This is a genomic window from Paraburkholderia sp. GAS334 (assembly GCF_050436625.1).
Lineage (GTDB): Bacteria > Pseudomonadota > Gammaproteobacteria > Burkholderiales > Burkholderiaceae > Paraburkholderia.
Map to the genome: position 1 here is coordinate 581,785 of NZ_JBNDMO010000002.1, position 16,779 is coordinate 598,563.

General features: G+C 60.2%; 20 protein-coding genes and 1 tRNA gene. 9 read left to right on the forward strand and 12 right to left on the reverse strand.

Annotation, left to right across the window (positions count from 1 at the left end):
* The first annotated feature begins 12 nt into the window (after positions 1 to 12).
* The 3 genes from P3T21_RS06040 (at position 13) to P3T21_RS06050 (ending at position 1,838) form a co-directional block, all read left to right on the forward strand.
* Positions 13 to 447: a hypothetical protein gene (locus tag P3T21_RS06040; protein ID WP_429255009.1), complete on the forward strand. Its 435-nt coding sequence runs from the start codon at positions 13 to 15 to the stop codon at positions 445 to 447.
* A 127-nt stretch (positions 448 to 574) separates the two neighbouring features.
* On the forward strand, positions 575 to 916 hold the full coding sequence (locus tag P3T21_RS06045; protein WP_429255010.1) for a transcriptional regulator: 342 nt from the start codon (positions 575 to 577) through the stop codon (positions 914 to 916).
* Positions 917 to 1,637: 721 nt separating this feature from the next.
* A complete protein-coding gene (locus P3T21_RS06050) occupies positions 1,638 to 1,838 on the forward strand; it encodes a hypothetical protein (protein WP_429255011.1) in 201 nt (66 codons plus the stop codon).
* Here P3T21_RS06050 and P3T21_RS06055 read toward each other — a convergent pair.
* A complete protein-coding gene (locus P3T21_RS06055; protein ID WP_429255012.1) occupies positions 1,835 to 2,239 on the reverse strand; it encodes a plasmid mobilization protein in 405 nt (134 codons plus the stop codon). The genes P3T21_RS06050 and P3T21_RS06055 overlap by 4 nt on opposite strands.
* A 264-nt stretch (positions 2,240 to 2,503) precedes the next feature.
* A complete protein-coding gene (locus tag P3T21_RS06060; RefSeq protein WP_429255013.1) occupies positions 2,504 to 2,797 on the reverse strand; it encodes a TraK family protein in 294 nt (97 codons plus the stop codon).
* A gap of 116 nt (positions 2,798 to 2,913) precedes the next feature.
* On the opposite strand from P3T21_RS06060, the gene P3T21_RS06065 reads away from it, so the two are divergent.
* Complete coding sequence (locus P3T21_RS06065; protein WP_429255014.1) at positions 2,914 to 3,810, forward strand: hypothetical protein; 897 nt, start codon at positions 2,914 to 2,916, stop codon at positions 3,808 to 3,810.
* A gap of 279 nt (positions 3,811 to 4,089) precedes the next feature.
* Here P3T21_RS06065 and P3T21_RS06070 read toward each other — a convergent pair whose 3' ends face one another.
* The 6 genes from P3T21_RS06070 to P3T21_RS06095 all read right to left on the reverse strand — a co-directional run bounded on the left by P3T21_RS06070 (position 4,090) and on the right by P3T21_RS06095 (position 8,164).
* Positions 4,090 to 4,992 (reverse strand): replication initiator protein A, encoded by a 903-nt coding sequence (locus P3T21_RS06070; protein WP_429255015.1) that lies wholly within the window; start codon positions 4,990 to 4,992, stop codon positions 4,090 to 4,092.
* A gap of 578 nt (positions 4,993 to 5,570) precedes the next feature.
* Positions 5,571 to 5,646, reverse strand: a tRNA-Ala gene (locus P3T21_RS06075).
* 110 nt (positions 5,647 to 5,756) lie between these two features.
* Positions 5,757 to 6,128, reverse strand: a complete 372-nt coding sequence (locus P3T21_RS06080; protein WP_429255016.1) for a c-type cytochrome — start codon at positions 6,126 to 6,128, stop codon at positions 5,757 to 5,759.
* Positions 6,125 to 6,925 (reverse strand): BON domain-containing protein, encoded by an 801-nt coding sequence (locus P3T21_RS06085; protein WP_429255017.1) that lies wholly within the window; start codon positions 6,923 to 6,925, stop codon positions 6,125 to 6,127. The genes P3T21_RS06080 and P3T21_RS06085 overlap by 4 nt, the downstream gene beginning before the upstream one ends.
* A gap of 18 nt (positions 6,926 to 6,943) precedes the next feature.
* The gene (locus tag P3T21_RS06090) at positions 6,944 to 7,531 is read right to left on the reverse strand and encodes a phosphoheptose isomerase (RefSeq protein ID WP_429255018.1); all 588 of its coding nucleotides are present in this window, start codon (positions 7,529 to 7,531) and stop codon (positions 6,944 to 6,946) included.
* 192 nt (positions 7,532 to 7,723) lie between these two features.
* Positions 7,724 to 8,164 (reverse strand): YraN family protein, encoded by a 441-nt coding sequence (locus tag P3T21_RS06095; protein ID WP_429255171.1) that lies wholly within the window; start codon positions 8,162 to 8,164, stop codon positions 7,724 to 7,726.
* Between the two features lie 37 nt (positions 8,165 to 8,201).
* Here P3T21_RS06095 and rsmI point away from each other — a divergent pair, with 37 nt between their 5' ends.
* On the forward strand, positions 8,202 to 9,074 hold the full coding sequence (gene rsmI / locus P3T21_RS06100; protein ID WP_429255019.1) for a 16S rRNA (cytidine(1402)-2'-O)-methyltransferase: 873 nt from the start codon (positions 8,202 to 8,204) through the stop codon (positions 9,072 to 9,074).
* A gap of 76 nt (positions 9,075 to 9,150) precedes the next feature.
* Here rsmI and P3T21_RS06105 read toward each other — a convergent pair whose 3' ends face one another.
* Positions 9,151 to 9,759 (reverse strand): septal ring lytic transglycosylase RlpA family protein, encoded by a 609-nt coding sequence (locus P3T21_RS06105; protein WP_429255020.1) that lies wholly within the window; start codon positions 9,757 to 9,759, stop codon positions 9,151 to 9,153.
* A gap of 626 nt (positions 9,760 to 10,385) precedes the next feature.
* On the opposite strand from P3T21_RS06105, the gene P3T21_RS06110 reads away from it, so the two are divergent.
* The 3 genes from P3T21_RS06110 (at position 10,386) to P3T21_RS06120 (ending at position 12,210) form a co-directional block, all read left to right on the forward strand.
* A complete protein-coding gene (locus P3T21_RS06110; protein WP_429255021.1) occupies positions 10,386 to 11,030 on the forward strand; it encodes an MBL fold metallo-hydrolase in 645 nt (214 codons plus the stop codon).
* Positions 11,027 to 11,653, forward strand: coding sequence for an exonuclease (locus P3T21_RS06115; protein ID WP_429255022.1), 627 nt, complete (start codon positions 11,027 to 11,029; stop codon positions 11,651 to 11,653). The genes P3T21_RS06110 and P3T21_RS06115 overlap by 4 nt, the downstream gene beginning before the upstream one ends.
* A gap of 98 nt (positions 11,654 to 11,751) precedes the next feature.
* Positions 11,752 to 12,210 (forward strand): Lrp/AsnC family transcriptional regulator, encoded by a 459-nt coding sequence (locus P3T21_RS06120; protein ID WP_429255023.1) that lies wholly within the window; start codon positions 11,752 to 11,754, stop codon positions 12,208 to 12,210.
* 88 nt (positions 12,211 to 12,298) lie between these two features.
* On the opposite strand, the gene P3T21_RS06125 is transcribed toward P3T21_RS06120, so the two are convergent.
* From P3T21_RS06125 to P3T21_RS06135, 3 genes are all read right to left on the reverse strand, one after another.
* Positions 12,299 to 13,555, reverse strand: coding sequence for a cation diffusion facilitator family transporter (locus P3T21_RS06125; protein ID WP_429255024.1), 1,257 nt, complete (start codon positions 13,553 to 13,555; stop codon positions 12,299 to 12,301).
* Between the two features lie 322 nt (positions 13,556 to 13,877).
* A complete protein-coding gene (locus tag P3T21_RS06130) occupies positions 13,878 to 14,177 on the reverse strand; it encodes an H-NS family nucleoid-associated regulatory protein (protein WP_090527228.1) in 300 nt (99 codons plus the stop codon).
* Positions 14,178 to 14,557: 380 nt separating this feature from the next.
* Positions 14,558 to 15,220, reverse strand: coding sequence for a HugZ family protein (locus P3T21_RS06135; protein ID WP_429255025.1), 663 nt, complete (start codon positions 15,218 to 15,220; stop codon positions 14,558 to 14,560).
* Between the two features lie 174 nt (positions 15,221 to 15,394).
* Between P3T21_RS06135 and P3T21_RS06140 the strand changes: the two genes are divergently transcribed.
* Complete coding sequence (locus tag P3T21_RS06140; protein WP_429255026.1) at positions 15,395 to 16,606, forward strand: MFS transporter; 1,212 nt, start codon at positions 15,395 to 15,397, stop codon at positions 16,604 to 16,606.
* Positions 16,607 to 16,779: the final 173 nt, after the last annotated feature.

Genomic DNA, 16,779 nt, shown 5'->3' on the forward strand with positions numbered 1-16,779 from the left:
GAAGGACTGGCGATGAATCGCATCGAGACGAAACTACTCCGCGCGGCAGTCGCCGTAGGTGCCAGCCTGTGGCTCGCACGCGTGGTGTTTTCATCTAAGGCACGCAAAGAGGTCGTTGCGGCGACGCAAGCGATCGACGAAGCCACCGCCACCTCCGACCGCCCCCCGAGACGCTTCGGCGGGTTGGCCGGTCGCATCCGTGTAGCCGACGCCTTCGATGCCCCACTCTATCTGGACGACCCGGTTACGCCGCCAAAGCGCCACTACCACCCGAGGGCGCCAGGCAGCTGGCTGGATGCGCTGAAGAACTCCCGCACTCCGCCGTTCGGGTTTCAAAGGGGCATCCCTTTGGCACGTGTATCTTTCGAAGCGCGTCGCGCCTTGTACGCATGCCCGTCGTGCCTCTGGCTACGCTCGGTTTTGCGGCCCCAGGAGAATCTCGGGTGAATCGTAGTTTTAACGATGGACAAATCTCAGCGAATGTTGGCGAATTATCGTCGACCCGTGGTGAATGCTGGCGAAACCCGGCGAATGCTGGTTAAATTTCCCGATTATTTCTTCACTGGAATCTCTCATGAGTACGGTGACTCTAGGGGTGGATTCCCACGCAGCTTTTTCGGGCCGTTCGATTGCTGCGATGAAGGGCAAGGCCCAGGGTGCGTACATCACTTTCGCATCCGCTGATATCTTGTTCCAGACGCTCACCCAACGCAGATGGAATGTCCTGCGGATCATGACAGGCGCCGGTCCGTTGTCTCTTCGCGAGCTCGCACGACGTGCCGGGTGTGATGCACGGACCGCCCAACGTGATGTGGAAGTGTTGCTGAACGCTGGGGTACTGGAACGCAATGCTGAGGGTACCGTACAGTTTCCTTATGACGCCGTGCACGTCGACTTCATGCTAACCGCGAACTGATTCCCTTCGCCAGCGACCGAGATAGCTGAAGAAGTTTCGTGTTCACGAATTCTCAGGCCGGGACGCGTGACGAACAGGGAATATGACGCGACGCGACACGACACGATCGGAAGTCAGGCTTTTCGCTGTCCTTCCACGCGAGTCACCCAAAGCGATAATTTTCGACGTCACCTTGGATTGGTTGCACTATCCCCGAGCAGAACCGGGTGAACACATACGCCGCCGTCATCGCAGAGATCACGAAAACGCACGATAGGGCAATGAACCCTCGCTGGGTTGCACACGTGAAGCAGCTCGATGGCACCCACCTCCGCGTCAAATCTCAAAACCCCGCGAAAGTTCATATGTCCGCCGCGTTGGCGCAAGGTCATTGAGGACGCTTTGCGGAGGTTCGGTTGGTCGTTGGACGAAGATACACTGAGTCTTGAGGGCATCCTTTGTAGGTCATCTGTCACGATCAGGGGAAACTTGAGTCGTCTGTCGTGCTGAAACGCCTGTTGGTCCGTCGGCTGCGCGCGAAAATCCGGGGAACCGTGACAGATGACCTACGGCGCGTTCCGCGTGCGCGCGCACCGAACGCGCAAGATTTCGTCCTGTTCGCCTGCGACGCGGTACACGACGATGTACTTGGTCCGCACGACCACCTCGCGCGTGCCGGCGATCCGCTTCTACAGCGCTCGGACAAGAATGTGTTTCGCCGCCCCCCCTTTTTGAAGGTCCAATGGCCAACTATCTGCAGCGCCTGTCGTTCTTCACGAATACGCTCGGCCAGTTGTCGACGAGTTCGCAGCTTGCGATTACTTGCTCGGGCAGCGTCTGTCGTTTGGCGCAAACTTACCGCCAGCGCATCGAAACCCGCTTTCTCCGTCGCTTCCTCTATCGTGCTCTGGCACATATCGCGGCGGAAAAATTTAGCGGCTAAATTTTCCCCGTCGCGGCTCCCTCATGTTTAGCCGCTAAATTTTCGGCCTCCGCTCGGTCACGAGCTTCAGCATTGCACCCTGCATCGTAACGATCCGGTCTAGAACGCCATGAATGAGACGACGCATGTGGTCCGGATCCTGGCTTCTCAGCTTCTCGCTGTTCGTCAGCCACAGCTTCAACAGGCCGCCTAGTCGTCCCTGAATCCCCGTTGATCTTCGCGAGCTGCAGAACGAGCCTGGCGTCAATCACGACCTCAATCTTGTAGCCGATACCGACGTTTCGCCAATATCGCGACACGCTCATACCAGCATCGCGAGCGCTCGCCTCAATCAGCTCCTTTTCTGCCGGCAGGCACCAGACTCGAATCGGTTGGTGCTTTCTACGTGGTACGTCGTCCATCTTGGCGTCCAATTTTGGTTGTTATCGGCGGTAGCCGGTTGGCCTCGCAGAGTAAGACCCACGTTTGAGCGCGAAGCGCGAATAAGGGAAAGTGAACTGAGACCGCCCGCTTGCGAGTGGGCCCAGTTCACCTGTCTTGCCCTGCGTTTGTGCAAGAAATCTTCAAGATTGCTAACAAGAAGCAACTAAGACAAGAGCGAACAAGCGACATTGAAGGACATGTTGATCGATTCTTGACCGCCTCCATATTGCTCCGACGGCGCTTCATCCATTTTTGACCGGCTTCGCAGTGGGTTTGTCTTGAACTGCCACTTCTATTCGTTCATTGCACACGACCAGAGCCCTCACATACCGCCGGAACGCCTGATAACCGAACGAAACGGCGCCTTCATCACGCAGCGCTTTATAAATCGCCAAAACAGACCAACCATCGTCGATTGCCCGTTGCACGTCGTCTCGAACGCTAAGAAAGGCAGCGCGATTGGCCGGCCCAGGTGAGCGCCCAGGCGCAGCGATTGCCCTCGCCGCAATCCTTTGCGACAAACTCATTTCTTCCATCGCACATCTCCTCTGTTCGCGCCTTCGACGGAAAGCAGATGTCTCAATCTTGAGGTTATCGAATGTACAATCCCCGGTAAAAGAATGATCTTTCTTTGACACATGTCGATCAATCCATGAACACACGTTTCGCGGGCGGTACCCGCCCCACTGAACTGCTGCGAAGAAGTTGCGTCCGCACGATTGCGTTAATGCATGAATTGATGTCGAGGACAAAGTCAGCTAACGCGAATCAATTTGGCAAGTGGTTCGATTCGTCGACAAGGCACTGGTCTCGCGTCCAAAGCAAGCACAACGCCGACTCGATAGAGGCACAGCGAGCGGGAACACAAGATTCAAAGAAGTGGTATCGAATAGTTCGAGGTGAACAAGCCCTGTCGGAACGGGGACTTCAAGATCTTCAAAGTTTGTTTCCTGACGCGGTTCGCTATTTCGATGAAGGCCCGGATAGACTTTGGGAGGCCATGTGGGGCGATGTCGACAGTCTGTGGAGTATTTGCGGCGCGCTCGTACACGCGTACGAATTTCCTGACCCTGCTCGAAAAATCGACAAATCGACTCTCAGCGATCCTTCACTACTCGAATTGGTAACTGGACCCGAGCTGTCGTTCGAAGAATCGCTTAACAACTTCGAGGGTTCGCTGCTGTCGTACCGGCAGTTTGGCCATGAGATTTCGCTTCGCGACCTGTCTGAGTCAATCGCATTTTATCGGCTACATGCAGCGGTCAACCGCCTGTGCAAAACGGACGGAGTAGGAGCCTACCGCTGCGTTCGTTTATGCCTTGACGATGAAGGCGTTTCGTTGACACTAAAAGCTCTCGGGGAACATAGCTCTTGTATCGACATCTACGAAACCGTATCGAAGGAGTTGGCAGATACCGAAATTCGCCGCTTGCAGGAAGAGCCGTCCTACCGAGAATCCGTCGGCGTAACCGACTTCGTCGGATATGCCTGCAATCCTGCCGCGTTTTGCTCAAACGAAGCGCGCATGGAGGCGCTCCAGATAGGATGAACTGCGGTGATACGCTCCGTATCTGCAACACCGATATTCACAGCTGCCCACCCTCTTGTGCGTTAAAGATTTTAATAGTTAACAAACCGCGCGCGCGCGTTACACCTCACCGGCGGCCGGCACAAGCCGCGCCCCGCTTGACGCCATGGAATGTGCCGGTGGGTGAAATCACGATGACACTGGTGGGTAAAAACACGAGCCCGTCCACAGCTAGCGGTGGGTGATAACACGTGCCCGTACAGATGCAGAATCGACTCGGTGGGTGAAAACACGATACCACTAGCTCGTATCGACCCAGAGACTCGCCTGCTCAGACAGGCTGCGAACGAGCCGCGTCGAATCTTTCGTGTACAGAGTCACTTTGTCTTCGTGGTCCAGTAAAACGCGATATTCCGGTAAATTGTCGGCCACCATGATTTCCCGGACCATCCGGCGAAATTCCTTGCGGCTCGCTCTACTGCCGGCCTTCTGCCGCAATAAATCCAAGCCAATTTTCATCATCGCTTGGCGACCGCAATGCTTCCGCGCAAGTTCATATAGTCGCCTCTCCAGCGGTTTGCGAAGTTTGAAATAGTCTCTGTGGAGCGTGAGCACCTCAAATGCATGCACTGCGTTATGAAGCCAAGCAGACAGCGTCACCTCAACAGCGTCCATTCGAGAAGGACATTCCTTGCTTGCTACGACTCTCCACTTGTCGATAAGACCAAAGCCTTCATCGATTTGAAACCCACCCGTCGAAATATTGGTGGTCAGAGTGGTGCCGCGCAGTCGGGCAAGCGACTCCTTCAGGTTCGCATAGTCCCTGCCACTGACACCACGATTCGTAGCCAGAAGATAGTCATACGCCGTGAATCGAATTGCCCGATTCGCTGCGTCCGGAAGGGAGCGGTCCACGCCCGCGGTGAGCTGAGAAATGGCGTAGATCAGCACATCCTTATCATGCTGAGTTGCGCGCCCGAGCACGCTTGGGGTAACAGTGATCCATCGTTTGCTATCCTGACTTTCCCATTTCCATATGGAGAGATCCGGTTTTGTGGATAGAGAGAAAAGCGGCACCTCCATGCTGGTCATATCGCCCTTTAACGCGTAACCAAAGAGATCCGCCAAGAAGAATTCTTGCCCGCGCCGATGCTGACCGGACAGCTCGCGATTCTCGATCTCCCGGCGCTTACTTATGACCAAAGCTACGCCTCGACCGCGCGTGCTTTCGCGGGGCCGACGACATCGGCGCCGCCGCGCCTTTTGGCTAGCTGTTCCGCCTTCGTAGGTCGGCCGCGCCTTCTCGGCAGAATCGGGGGAGCATCAGATGAGCAAACTGCTTCTGATGCAACATGAGCGGACAACCATCGCTCGACATCCTCGACGCGCCAAAGCAGGCGCTTCGTGCCGGGTAGCCGGCAAATTGGAGGTAACGCCTGCGGATTGCGCGTTGCATCGCTTCGGATGCTAGCGACCGACTTTCGCAGGTAATTGGACAACTGATCGACGGTGAGTAGCGCTTGCATGGCTTGTGGACCTGATTGCGCCATGCACTTTTATGCACATAGCGGCGTTGGTTCGCTGATGCATGCAAGCTTCGCCGGAGCGGCGCCGCCGTTCACGGTAATTTCGGTGAGCCTTTTTTACACCCACAGGCGCTGCCCACAAGGCGGCCCGCTCCCGCCACAAATCTGCCACACCCGATGTGCAAAAACGTGCGCCCGAATGCAAAACAACGCACTACATCGCAAGACGTAGTGCGTTGTTTCTAAAGAAAAACTTGGTGGAGCGGAGGAGGATCGAACTCCCGACCTTCGCATTGCGAACGCGACGCTCTCCCAGCTGAGCTACCGCCCCAACGACGCGTCGATTCTAGCACAAGGTTTTTTCGTTTTGCGATGCCCGGAAACGCTACCAAAGCGCGTCCAGAGCGCCTTCGCGCTGACTCCGTATCACGGCACCTCACTTCACTTCGACGTCTGCGCCCCGGCCAGCACCCAGTCGACCACCGCACGGATGTCCGCGTCGCTCATCGACGGATGCGCCGGCATCGGAATCGCGCCCCAGACACCAGAGCCGCCGTCCTTCACCTTCTTCACGAGTTTCGCGTTCGCCTGCGGATCGCCCTTGTATTTGCCGGCGATCTGCTGGAACGACGGCCCGACGAGCTTGCGGTCGACGGCATGACATCCCATGCACGCGTTACCCTGGGCGACAGTCAGCCCGCGCGGCGCGTCGGCGGCCAATGCAGGCGTCGATACAAGCGTCGATGCCAACGCGAGCATGCCAATGCCGACGCCCGCGGCGGCGCCGCGCATCACGCGACCTGCCACCATCACGGCGTCGTCGCCTTCGGATTACCCGGATGTACGGAGTTCGAGTTCGTCACGGGTGCCGGCGCCTGCGTATCGAGCGGACGCGAACTGACCGAAGAATCCGGCACCGCGCCGACGGTCGGATCGTTCGCCGGCGCCTGCGCCGCGCCCGAACCGCTCGCTGCAGTCGCCGCCGCGGCGGTGGCCGCTGCCGCTTCCTGCGGCTGGATGTACTGGAACACCTTCACCACCTGCGTGACGCCCGACACGCGACTGGCGACATCCGCGCCGTGATTGCCTTCGTCGACGGTCACGAGGCCCATCAGATAGATATTGCCCCGCTCGCAGACCACCTTGTAGTTGTTCGCCGAAATGTCCTTCTCGGCGATCAGCGCGGTCTTTACGCGGCCTTCCAGATACGTGTCGTTCGTGCGCGACGTGTACGAGCTTGCCGGCGCGACCGCCAGTTCGTTGATGATCGCGTTCACGTTGTTGATCGTGCGCACGACGGCTTCGGCCTTCTGCTTCGATGCATCATCCGGCACTTCGCCCGTGATCAGAACGCGGCGATTGAAAACGGTCACGTTGATGTGCGACGAGTCCGGCACGTTGTTATTGATCTGCGACAGCGCCTTCACCTGAATCTCGCGATCCTCGGTCTGCGCGCCAAGCGTGCGCCGATCGGTGGCAACCAGCGCGCCGCCGCCCGCCGCGCCCGCCACGGCCAGGAAACAGCCCTGCAAGGTCGCGGACAGCCCCGCTGCAAAACCGATTACCAGGACGGTTCTCACCAGTGTTTTCTTGACGCGGAATGCGCTCATCAACCCGTTCCCCTTAAATTAGTCTTCGCCCAGCAACATGGCATCGATGCCGTCGCACAGACAATGGATGGTCAGCAAATGCACTTCCTGAATGCGCGCCGTTCGATCGGACGGCACGCAGATGTGAATGTCGGTATCCGAAAGCATTTCGTCCATGCGCCCGCCGCCTTTGCCGGTCAGCGCCACGACGATCATTTCACGCTCGTGCGCGTCATCGATTGCGGCGAGCACGTTCGCCGAATTGCCCGACGTCGTGATCGCGAGCAGGATATCGCCGGGCTGACCCAGCGCGCGGACCTGCTTCGAGAAGATCTGGTCGAACGAATAGTCGTTGGCGATAGCGGTGAGAACAGACGAATCGGTACTCAGCGCAATCGCGGGCAAGCCGGGCCGTTCGCGCTCGAAGCGGCCGATGAGCTCCGCGGCGAAATGCTGCGCGTCAGCCGCCGAGCCGCCGTTGCCACACGCGAGAATGCGATTGCCGTTGGCGAGAGCGGTGAACATCGTATCGACCGCCGCAGCGATCGGCATCGACAGGGTTTCGAGTGCTTCGAGTGTGACCGCCGCGCTATCACGGAAGTGTTGTTGAATGCGTTCGACTGACATCGAGTCTCTATCTTGTACTGCAAATTTAGGCTGCATCGAGGCACGCATGAATGCGCGCGGCGCGAGTTTCCGGCGACCTGTGAAGCGCGTGCAACGCGGACAACCGCCATGAGAACAGCATCGCGAAAGCCGGCGCCGGTCCGCACGCGTCCGCAAGTTTAGCGTACTCAAGCGAGCGCATATTACGTCGACTCACACTTCGTCCGCACGAAACGCATCGCGCAGCCACACAAGCCGGCCTGCTTCAAACGCAATCACATCGAAGCGGCACGCCGCTGTGCCCGATGTGCGCGTCATCAGATAGTGCTGCGCGGCATGCACGATACGTCGCTTCTTCTGCCAGCCGATGCTCGCCGCCGCGCCGCCGTACTGCCTCTGGCTACGCGCACGAACCTCGACAAACACCAGCGTGCCATCGCAATCGCGCATCACGAGGTCGATCTCGCCACCACGACACAACACGTTGCGCGCGACGAAGCGCAAACGCTGGCGTTGCAGGAAACCAAGCGCATGCGCCTCGAATGCTGCTCCGACGACATTGGACCGCCTGTATCCCGAAAAGTTGTCCGCGACACCAGGCGCACTCGCAACGTGCCGAACGCGCGCCGGAGCACGTGGCTGTGCGTGGCACAATGTCGGCCTTGCTTCGTCTGTCTGTGTCTTCTGCCTCATGACTCCTCTCACTGAACTTGCGCAAGGGCAGCAATATCCTGCCGCCGCGCTGTATGTGGTCGCGACACCGATCGGCAATGTGGCCGACATCACGGTGCGCGCGCTGCATGTGCTTGGACTCGTGGACCGCATTGCCGCCGAAGACACGCGCAACACCGGCCAGCTGCTCGCGCGCTACGGCATCTCGAAGCCGCTCATCGCCGTGCATCAGCACAACGAAAGCACGGCTGCGCACCGCGTAATCGAACATCTGCAGGCCGGCGAGCGGGTGGCCTACGTATCCGACGCCGGCACGCCCGGCATTTCGGACCCCGGTGCAAAGCTCGTCGACGCCGTGCGCGACGCTGGCTATCCCGTCATCCCCCTGCCCGGTGCAAGCGCGCTTGCAACCGCACTCAGTGCGGCCGGCGACTGGGTTGCTACGTTTTCGTTTATCGGCTTTCTGCCGCCCAAGGCAAAACAACGCGCGACCGCGCTCGCCGAACTCGCCGCACACCCGCGCGCGTTGGTGTTCTACGAAGCGCCGCATCGCATCCTGGAAACCGTCCAGGCGCTCGCCGACGCACTGGGCGGCGAGCGGCGACTGCTCATTGCACGCGAGTTGACGAAGTTACATGAGTCGCTACATCGCTGCACCCTGGCCGAAGGGCGAACGTGGCTCGCGGCCGATCCGAATCGCCAGCGCGGCGAGTTCGTCGTGGTGGTAGAGGGCGCGCCGCCTGAAACATCGGGCGAGGCCGATCACGATGCGCTACTCGGCATCCTGATGGAAGAGATGTCAGTGAGCAGCGCGGCAAAAGTCGCTGCTGCCATCACCGGCACATCACGCAACGCGCTGTACGCGCGCGCGCTCACGCTCAAAAAAGACTAAGGGCCGCACAGAGGCGGCCCTTCGTTGAAGCACTCACCGGCTGACGTCCGTTCAGCCAGTAAACACGGCTTTCAGATTACTTTTCCGAGCTCGAAGCGTTCATAGCCAGCGTTTCGTCGCTGAGCGCCGCGCGCGCTTGCTGCGGCGACAACCCTTCGATCCTCACGCGCGCAGTGCCGACGTGCTGCATGTCGAGCGCCGAAGCGGCCGCGTACGAAAGGTCGATCACCCGGCTACGCACGAACGGACCGCGGTCGTTGATGCGGACGACAACCGAGCGGGACGTCGCCGGGTTCGTCACGCGAACGTATGATCCGAGCGGCAGCGTCTTGTGGGCCGCCGTCAGCGCATGCATGTCGTAGCGCTCACCGTTGGCGGTCTTGCGACCGTGGAAAAAGCGACCGTACCAGGAAGCACGCCCGGTCTGACGAAAGTCCGAAACGTCGGGGCCCTTGTCGCCGAGCGCCTGGGCGTCAGCAAGCGACTTGCCGGCGTCCGCGGACCGATCGCCGAAGGTGGTCGTCGTGCCGGACGACTGCGGCGTGCCGGCGCTGGCCGTACGCGCATCCTTCGTGCCCAGCGGTGCGCCGCTGGTCTGATTGGCCGGGCCGGGCGGCATCGCGCACCCGGTCATGACCAGAAAAGCAAAAAGACTCCCGATACGTCGAGGTAATCGAGCATTCATAAGACGTGTTTTCACAATGTCGAGCCGCATCTCGCAAAAGTCTTGCGGGTTGCATGCGACTCCGGCGGCAAGGACAAAGCAAAACGCTGCGCTATTTTGCGCAGAGCTTCGGAAGCCCGGATGCGACAAACTCTGCCGCTACCGCACGGTTAGTTTTCACGTCTGGCGCAACCTGTCCCCGGCAGCCTGACCAGACCCCACAAGCCGCCATCGAACGTGGCAATCACGTTCTTGCGCGCAAAAACAGCGCGCAGGAACGGCGGCGTAGGCCCCATCCAGCGGCACGGCAGCGAGGCCGTTGCAGACGCGTTGCGTCTGGCTGGACAAGACGTGCGCATCGACCTCAGTCGATGCTTGATTTGCCGTCAAAACAGCACGGCACAAACTTGACGGCGACTAAAACACCCGCTCAATAAAGGGTGACACATCGCCAATTGGCAGCACGGTTTCGTGCACTATCAACCCATTATACCCAAAACATATCTTCCGCGCCCCGGACCACCTCAATCCGTCATTCATTTTCACTATGGATGCAAAAATGGACATTGTCGATATGCCATCTGGCCGGGCGGCGGCGCTTCCCGGTGGCCGGTACAATCGTGCTTTTGCAGCGGCCCGGCGTCCTTATGAAAGTCACCCTCATTCCAGTTACCCCATTCCAGCAGAACAGCTCGCTGCTCGTTTGCGAGGCGACCGGGCGCGCGGTCGTCGTCGACCCGGGCGGCGACCTCGACGTCATCCAGCAGGAAGTCGAACGCCAGAACGTCACGGTCGAAAAGGTGCTGCTCACGCACGGCCACATCGACCACTGCGCTGGCGCGAAAGCCCTGGCTGACCATTACGGCGTGCAGATCGAAGGCCCGCACGAAGAGGAACGCTTCTGGATCGACCAGTTGCCCGCGCAAAGTGCGCGCTTCGGCTTTCCCGCAGCTCAGGCGTTCGTGCCCGACCGCTGGCTGCAGGACGGCGAGACGGTGGGCTTTGGAAATGAAACGCTCGAGGTCTATCACTGTCCGGGCCACACGCCAGGTCACGTGATTTTCTTCAGCCGCACGCATCGGCTCGCGATGGTCGGCGATGTGCTGTTCGCCGGCTCGATTGGTCGCACCGATTTTCCGCGCGGCAATCACGGCGACCTGATCCGTGCGATCCGCGAAAAACTCTGGCCGCTCGGCGACGACGTGACGTTTGTCCCCGGCCACGGACCGACGTCGACGTTCGGCGCCGAGCGTCGCACGAATCCGTACGTCGCGGACGGAGTCAACGCATGACCGCTGAAATCTACGTAAGCACCGATGTGGAAGCGGACGGCCCGATTCCCGGGCCACATTCAATGCTGAGTTTCGCCTCGGCGGCATACACCGCGGACAAAAAGCTCGTCGCTACCTTCTCCGCGAATCTGGAGTTGCTGGATGGCGCAGCGCCGCACCCGGTCCAGGCCGCGTGGTGGCAGACGCAGCCTGACGCGTGGGCGGCATGTCGCAAGGATCTGCAGAAGCCCAACGCAGCGCTGAATGCCTACGTCGAGTGGGTCGAAGCGCTGCCTGGCAAGCCGGTTTTCGTCGCGATGCCGGCGGGCTTCGACTTCACCTTCATGTTCTGGTACATGATGCGTTTCACGGGGCGCTGCCCGTTCTCGTGGTCCGCGCTCGACATCAAGACGCTCGCGTTCGCGATGACCGGCCTGCCGTACCGCAAGTGCATCAAGCCGCGCCTCCCGAAGCACTGGTTCGACGATCATCCGCACACGCACGTCGCGCTCGACGACGCCATCGAACAGGGCGCACTTTTCTGCAACATGCTGGCGGAATTGCGCGCCACGCAACAATTGGCGGCACAAGCGGCTGATAAGGACGCATCAGGACAAAACGTCGCCGACGCACCAGCAAATTAGGGAATCTCCCTCGTCAACCGCGTTTTACATTGCGTTTCGTTTTCGCGACCTCTACCATTCAGATTCAGGGACATGGCGTCGTAAAAACGGAGGCGCAGTTGACACTCGATACGTTCTCTCAAAAAATCCTGCGCCTTTTGCAGCTCGACGCACGCCGTTCCGTGCAGGAAATCTCAGATCAAGTCGGGCTCTCCAGCACACCGTGCTGGCGCCGCATCAAGGATATGGAGCAATCGGGCGTGATTCAGCGCTACACGGCGCTGCTCGATCGCGAGAAACTCGGTCTGCATGTTTGCGCGCTCGCCCATATTCATCTCACGCGGCATACCGAAGGCGGCGTCGAACAGTTCGAGCGGGAAATCGCGACCTGCCCTGAAGTGACCGAGTGCTACAGCACGACCGGCGAATCCGATTACATCCTGAAAATCGTCGCGCCGGATATCAAGGCCTACGATACGTTCCTGCACGACCGGATCTTCAAGATTCCGGCGGTCGCGCAGGTGCGCACGAGTGTCGTCCTGCGCGAAATCAAATTCGATACGCAATTGCCGCTTTAAAGAGCCCGAATCCATGCAAATCCTTGCATGGCGCGCGCGGTGTGCGCGCGGTGTGGTGAAAGCGCGCGCAGTCGCAACGCAGGCGCGTTCAATCCGCGTCGTGACGCTCATGCTCGAAGGGTTGCGCCACCGGCGTGGGCCGGTCAGCCGGCGCGGCCGCCACACCTGATCCCGCCGAACCTTCCACCGCAGCCAACGCCCGGGCGACACTCACCCTGCGCGCGCCCAGCTTGCGCTTCAACGCCGTCAGATCGAATCCCGCAAGAAGGTGCGCATCGCCGGTTGCGCAATCGTCGCTTGCGGCCGCCGGCAGCGTCACTTCGACGTCCAGTCCCGTGCTGAGATAGTGAAGGTTGATCGCCTGCGGTTTCAAGTGATGCGCCGCGAATGCCGCTTCAACCTCCACGACGACGCGAGCGCGCGGCGGCAGATTGACGGCCGGCCGCGCCACCGCATCATTTTCAGGGTCGACGTGAATCAGCGCGTCGAGCACGCGATGATCGGTCAGCACCTTGATGCGCGCCGATTCCGCGATGTAATGGCCTTCCGAAACGGAAATACCCGGATCGACCAGGATATGCGCGTCGACGATCGCGAAGTCGCCCATCTTGCGCGTGCGCAATTCGTGCACGTCGCGCACGCCGGGGGTCGCCATCAGCAGGGCGCGGACGTCATCGGCGGAGGCTTCGTCGAGCGCGCGGTCTGACAGATCCTGAAGCGCGTCCCAACCGAACATCCAGCCCATGCGCGCGACCATGAAACCGACGATCGCGGCCGCGATCGGGTCGAGCAGGCGCACACCTGCAAGGCTGCCGAGAATGCCAAGCGCCACCACCAGTGACGATGCCGCATCCGAACGTGCATGCCACGCGTTGGCGATCAGCATGGCCGAGCGCACGCGCTGCGCTTCGCGCAGCATGTAGCGAAAGAGGCCTTCCTTCGAAACGAGCACCAGCACAGCCACGACGAGCGCACTCATATGGACGGCGGGAATATCGTCGAGACTGGCGAGACGGGTTCCCGCGCGCCACAACATGCCGACCCCGACTGCAATCAGCAGTGCGCCAAGAAATAACGACGCGACGGTTTCATACCGGCTGTGGCCGTAGTTGTGATCGGCGTCGGGTTTCGCGCCGCTATGCCGGTTCGCCAGCAGGACGACAAAATCGGAAACCAGATCGGCAAGCGAATGGACACCATCAGCAACGAGCGCCTGTGAGTGTGCGATCACACCAATCACAATCTGGAGCGACATCAGCACGGCATTCAGCACGATACTGACGAACGTGCTCCGGCGCGCAACTTGATGCTTTTCCGCGGAAGGGTCGACGGCGGCGAGCGACATACGAAAGAAAAAGAATATTGGACGGTTTCATTTTACCGGCATTGCGTGGAACGCGAGGTTAATTCCGAAAATTTCCCTTTCAAATCAGCCGGTTATAAAAACGCGAAGCATTCGTATTCCGCTCACGATGGAAATAGGGCGAACTGGATCTGCCGGCGCGCCAAACGCACGTCAAAGCGCACGTCAAACTTCAGGCGATAAAAAACCGCGCTCCCTGCGGTGGCGCGGTTCCCTTGCAGCAGCGGTAATCGTTCAGTGTCTCGTTCAGCGTTTTGTTCAGTGCTTCGGACCCTGCACGGCTGCTGCTTGAATCCGGATGTTCTTATCGTGCGATAAGAAACTTTTCGCGATCCTTGCCGGCGATCCAGCGCGGCGGCTTGCCACGGCCGGACCAGGTGCTGCCGCTGTCCGGATCACGGTATTTCGGCGCCACGCCCGCGCGCGGACGGCCAACCTTGGCAGCCTTTCCACGACCGCCGCCGAGTTCGGCCAGCGTAATACCGTAGTCGGCCATTTTCTGCTTGATTTCGTTCAGCACTTCCGCATATTCACGCGACTTCGCTTCTTCGATCTGCTTTTCCAGCTTCTCTCGCTGGGCCAGTAGTTCCTTGTAGGACGACATAGATTCCCTTGTGGTTTGGTTAATTCGCGGCCGGTCTTATGCCTGCTCGCGCAATGAAGGTGTTCATGCCTCGGAATTTTGCTGGCGAGATTAACACAAAATAGAAACCGGAGAAAAGCCACTCAAGAAAATTATTATTGTCCGTTTCAAAATGCTTCACGCGCTGCCTTCACGTTCACAAATCTGGCATTGGGCGACAATTCATATTCCGCTGAAGAAGATCTCGAGTCATCTCAAGAATATCCGTTAAATTCCCAAATCATGAAAATAAATCGGGATACTTAACTTGAACATTTCATTTCATGAGAGCTTTGCCGGATCCGGTGGAAAAATAACGGTCTGCAGGTCACACGCGATTAGGCGTTTTCCCGGAATGGGCGTTAATCGGCGTGCCGTTCGATGCAATCCGCCAGCGCAGCATGCAAGGTCGTCGAATCCATTTTCGGTGCATCGAACATGAAACGGGTTCGATGTCCGCCGATTTTCAGATCGGCGCCATAACGGTCGATGCCCGCGAGATCCAGTTCGCCCCCACGGCGCGGATGATGATCGAAAAATTCCGTCAACGCGGCTTCTTCTTCGAACGAAAGCGGCTCAAGCGGATCGAGATCTCCCGCATCCAGCCAGCCCATCGCACCAAAGCCGCCGATATAGCGTATCCGTTCCAGCGACATCAACCAGAACGTGAAATCGCCAAGCGTCAGATATCGCTCGGCATCCGGGTGATAGCGCAGATAGCGCCGCACGATTTCCGGCTCCGGTTCGACCGCCTCAAACGAGCCGAGCAGCGTGACGCGCGGACTGTTCAGGACATCGCCTTCGGGTGCGTGGACCACAAGGAAGCCCGCGCGGGAATCGGCATGCAGGTTCCGCGTATGCTCCGCGAGCTGGCTGACGAGGATCAGCGGCCGGTGGCGCGCGTCCGGCGCAAAGGGCAGCACGGTCGGATACGGGTAGCCTTGCGGCTGACGCGCGTGCGTGGCCAGCGTCCCGACGGCGACCTGGTGCAGCAGATGCAGCGGAGCGTGAGCGGGAATATTCAAGCGATCGACCTCAGGACGGGTGCGTGAAAACCCGGGAGCGCAGTACATTTTGCGCAGCGCGGGCAGGTTTACGTAGAAGTAGATATTAGTTCAGGGCCTTCACACGTGGGCCCGATCGCTTCGATAGAATCGTCATTTCGCTTTCAGCGCGCTTTCTTTTCAAACGGGAATTCCGTGTCCGACCGCCCTTCCGCTTTCGCCACACCGCCGGCCGCCCACAGCAGCCTGCCGGATACCGCGCGCCAGCGCGCCCGCTACGCGACGATGGCGCTCTTTTTCGTCGCCGGGATGATGTACGGCTCGTGGGGCGTTCACGTGCCCACCGTGCGCGACCGCTTTCACCTGAATCCGGCGATGCTGTCGATCGCGTTGCTGGCCGTCGCGGTCGGGTCGATCGTGGCCATGGCCACCAACGCGAAGTGGATCGCGCGCGTCGGTACGCGGCGCGCGTGTCTGACGGGCGGCCTCGCGATGTCGTTTGCCGGTATGCTCATTCTCGTGGTGCCGGCGTACTGGATGCTGCTCGTCGTGCTGGCCGTATTCGGCGCATCGATGGCGACGCTCGATGTGGCGATGAACGCCGAGGCCAGCGCGGTCGAAGAAGCGCTGGCGCGGCCGATCATGTCGTCGCTGCACGGGGTGTTTAGCGTCGGCGGCATGGCGGGCGCGATCGTGGGCGGTGCGGTGCTGTCATGGGGCATGGCGCCGGCTGTGCATCTGCTGCTCACGGGCGCACTGTGCGCGCTGGTGCTGGTGATCGCGTGCCCATCCGTGTTGCCGCACGTGCCGCATCACGAACGCGCCGACGCGGGCGCGCCGCGCGTGAACCGCTGGCGCTCGCCCGCGCTGTGGGCGCTCGGCGGCATTGCGCTGATTGCGCTGGTCGCCGAAGGTGCGATGTACGACTGGGCGACCGTTTATATGCGCGACGTCGTGCTATCGACGCCGGCCGTCTCGAGCGCGGCCTACGCGGCGTTTTCGGGCGGCATGGCGGCCGCGCGTTTTGCCGGTGACGCCGTGCGTGCCCGCTTCGGCGCGCCGCAACTGATCATGGCGAGCGCAACGCTCGCATGCGCGGGGATGATCGGCGCGCTGCTGCTGCCTTATCCGGTTGCCGCGTTGACCGGATTCACGCTGATGGGCCTGGGGCTCGCGAACATGATGCCTGTGCTGTTCGCGGCGGCCGCGCGCGTCGAAGGCGTCCATGCGGCCGAGGGGCTCGCGCACGTGGCCGGCCTGGCGTACTTCGGGCTATTGCTCGGACCGGTGGTCATCGGTGGTGTCACGCAGGTGACGAATCTGTCGCTCGGGCTGTCGGTTGTTGCGTTGTGCGCGGCGCTCGTGGCGATCACCGGGCCCAGGGTATTGCGCTGGCTGAAAATCTGACCGCTGGCGGCGGTTCTTCTCGAAGCGTGTTGCGCTCCGATGCGATCCGCAGCCGTCTGAGGTCGCGTTACGTTACGCGCCTCTTCAGCCGCGACACGATGCGGATCATCTTTCCTGCGTCTCAACAAAAAAAGCACGCGAAGCTTGCGCCTCGCGTGCCTTTCATGACTTCG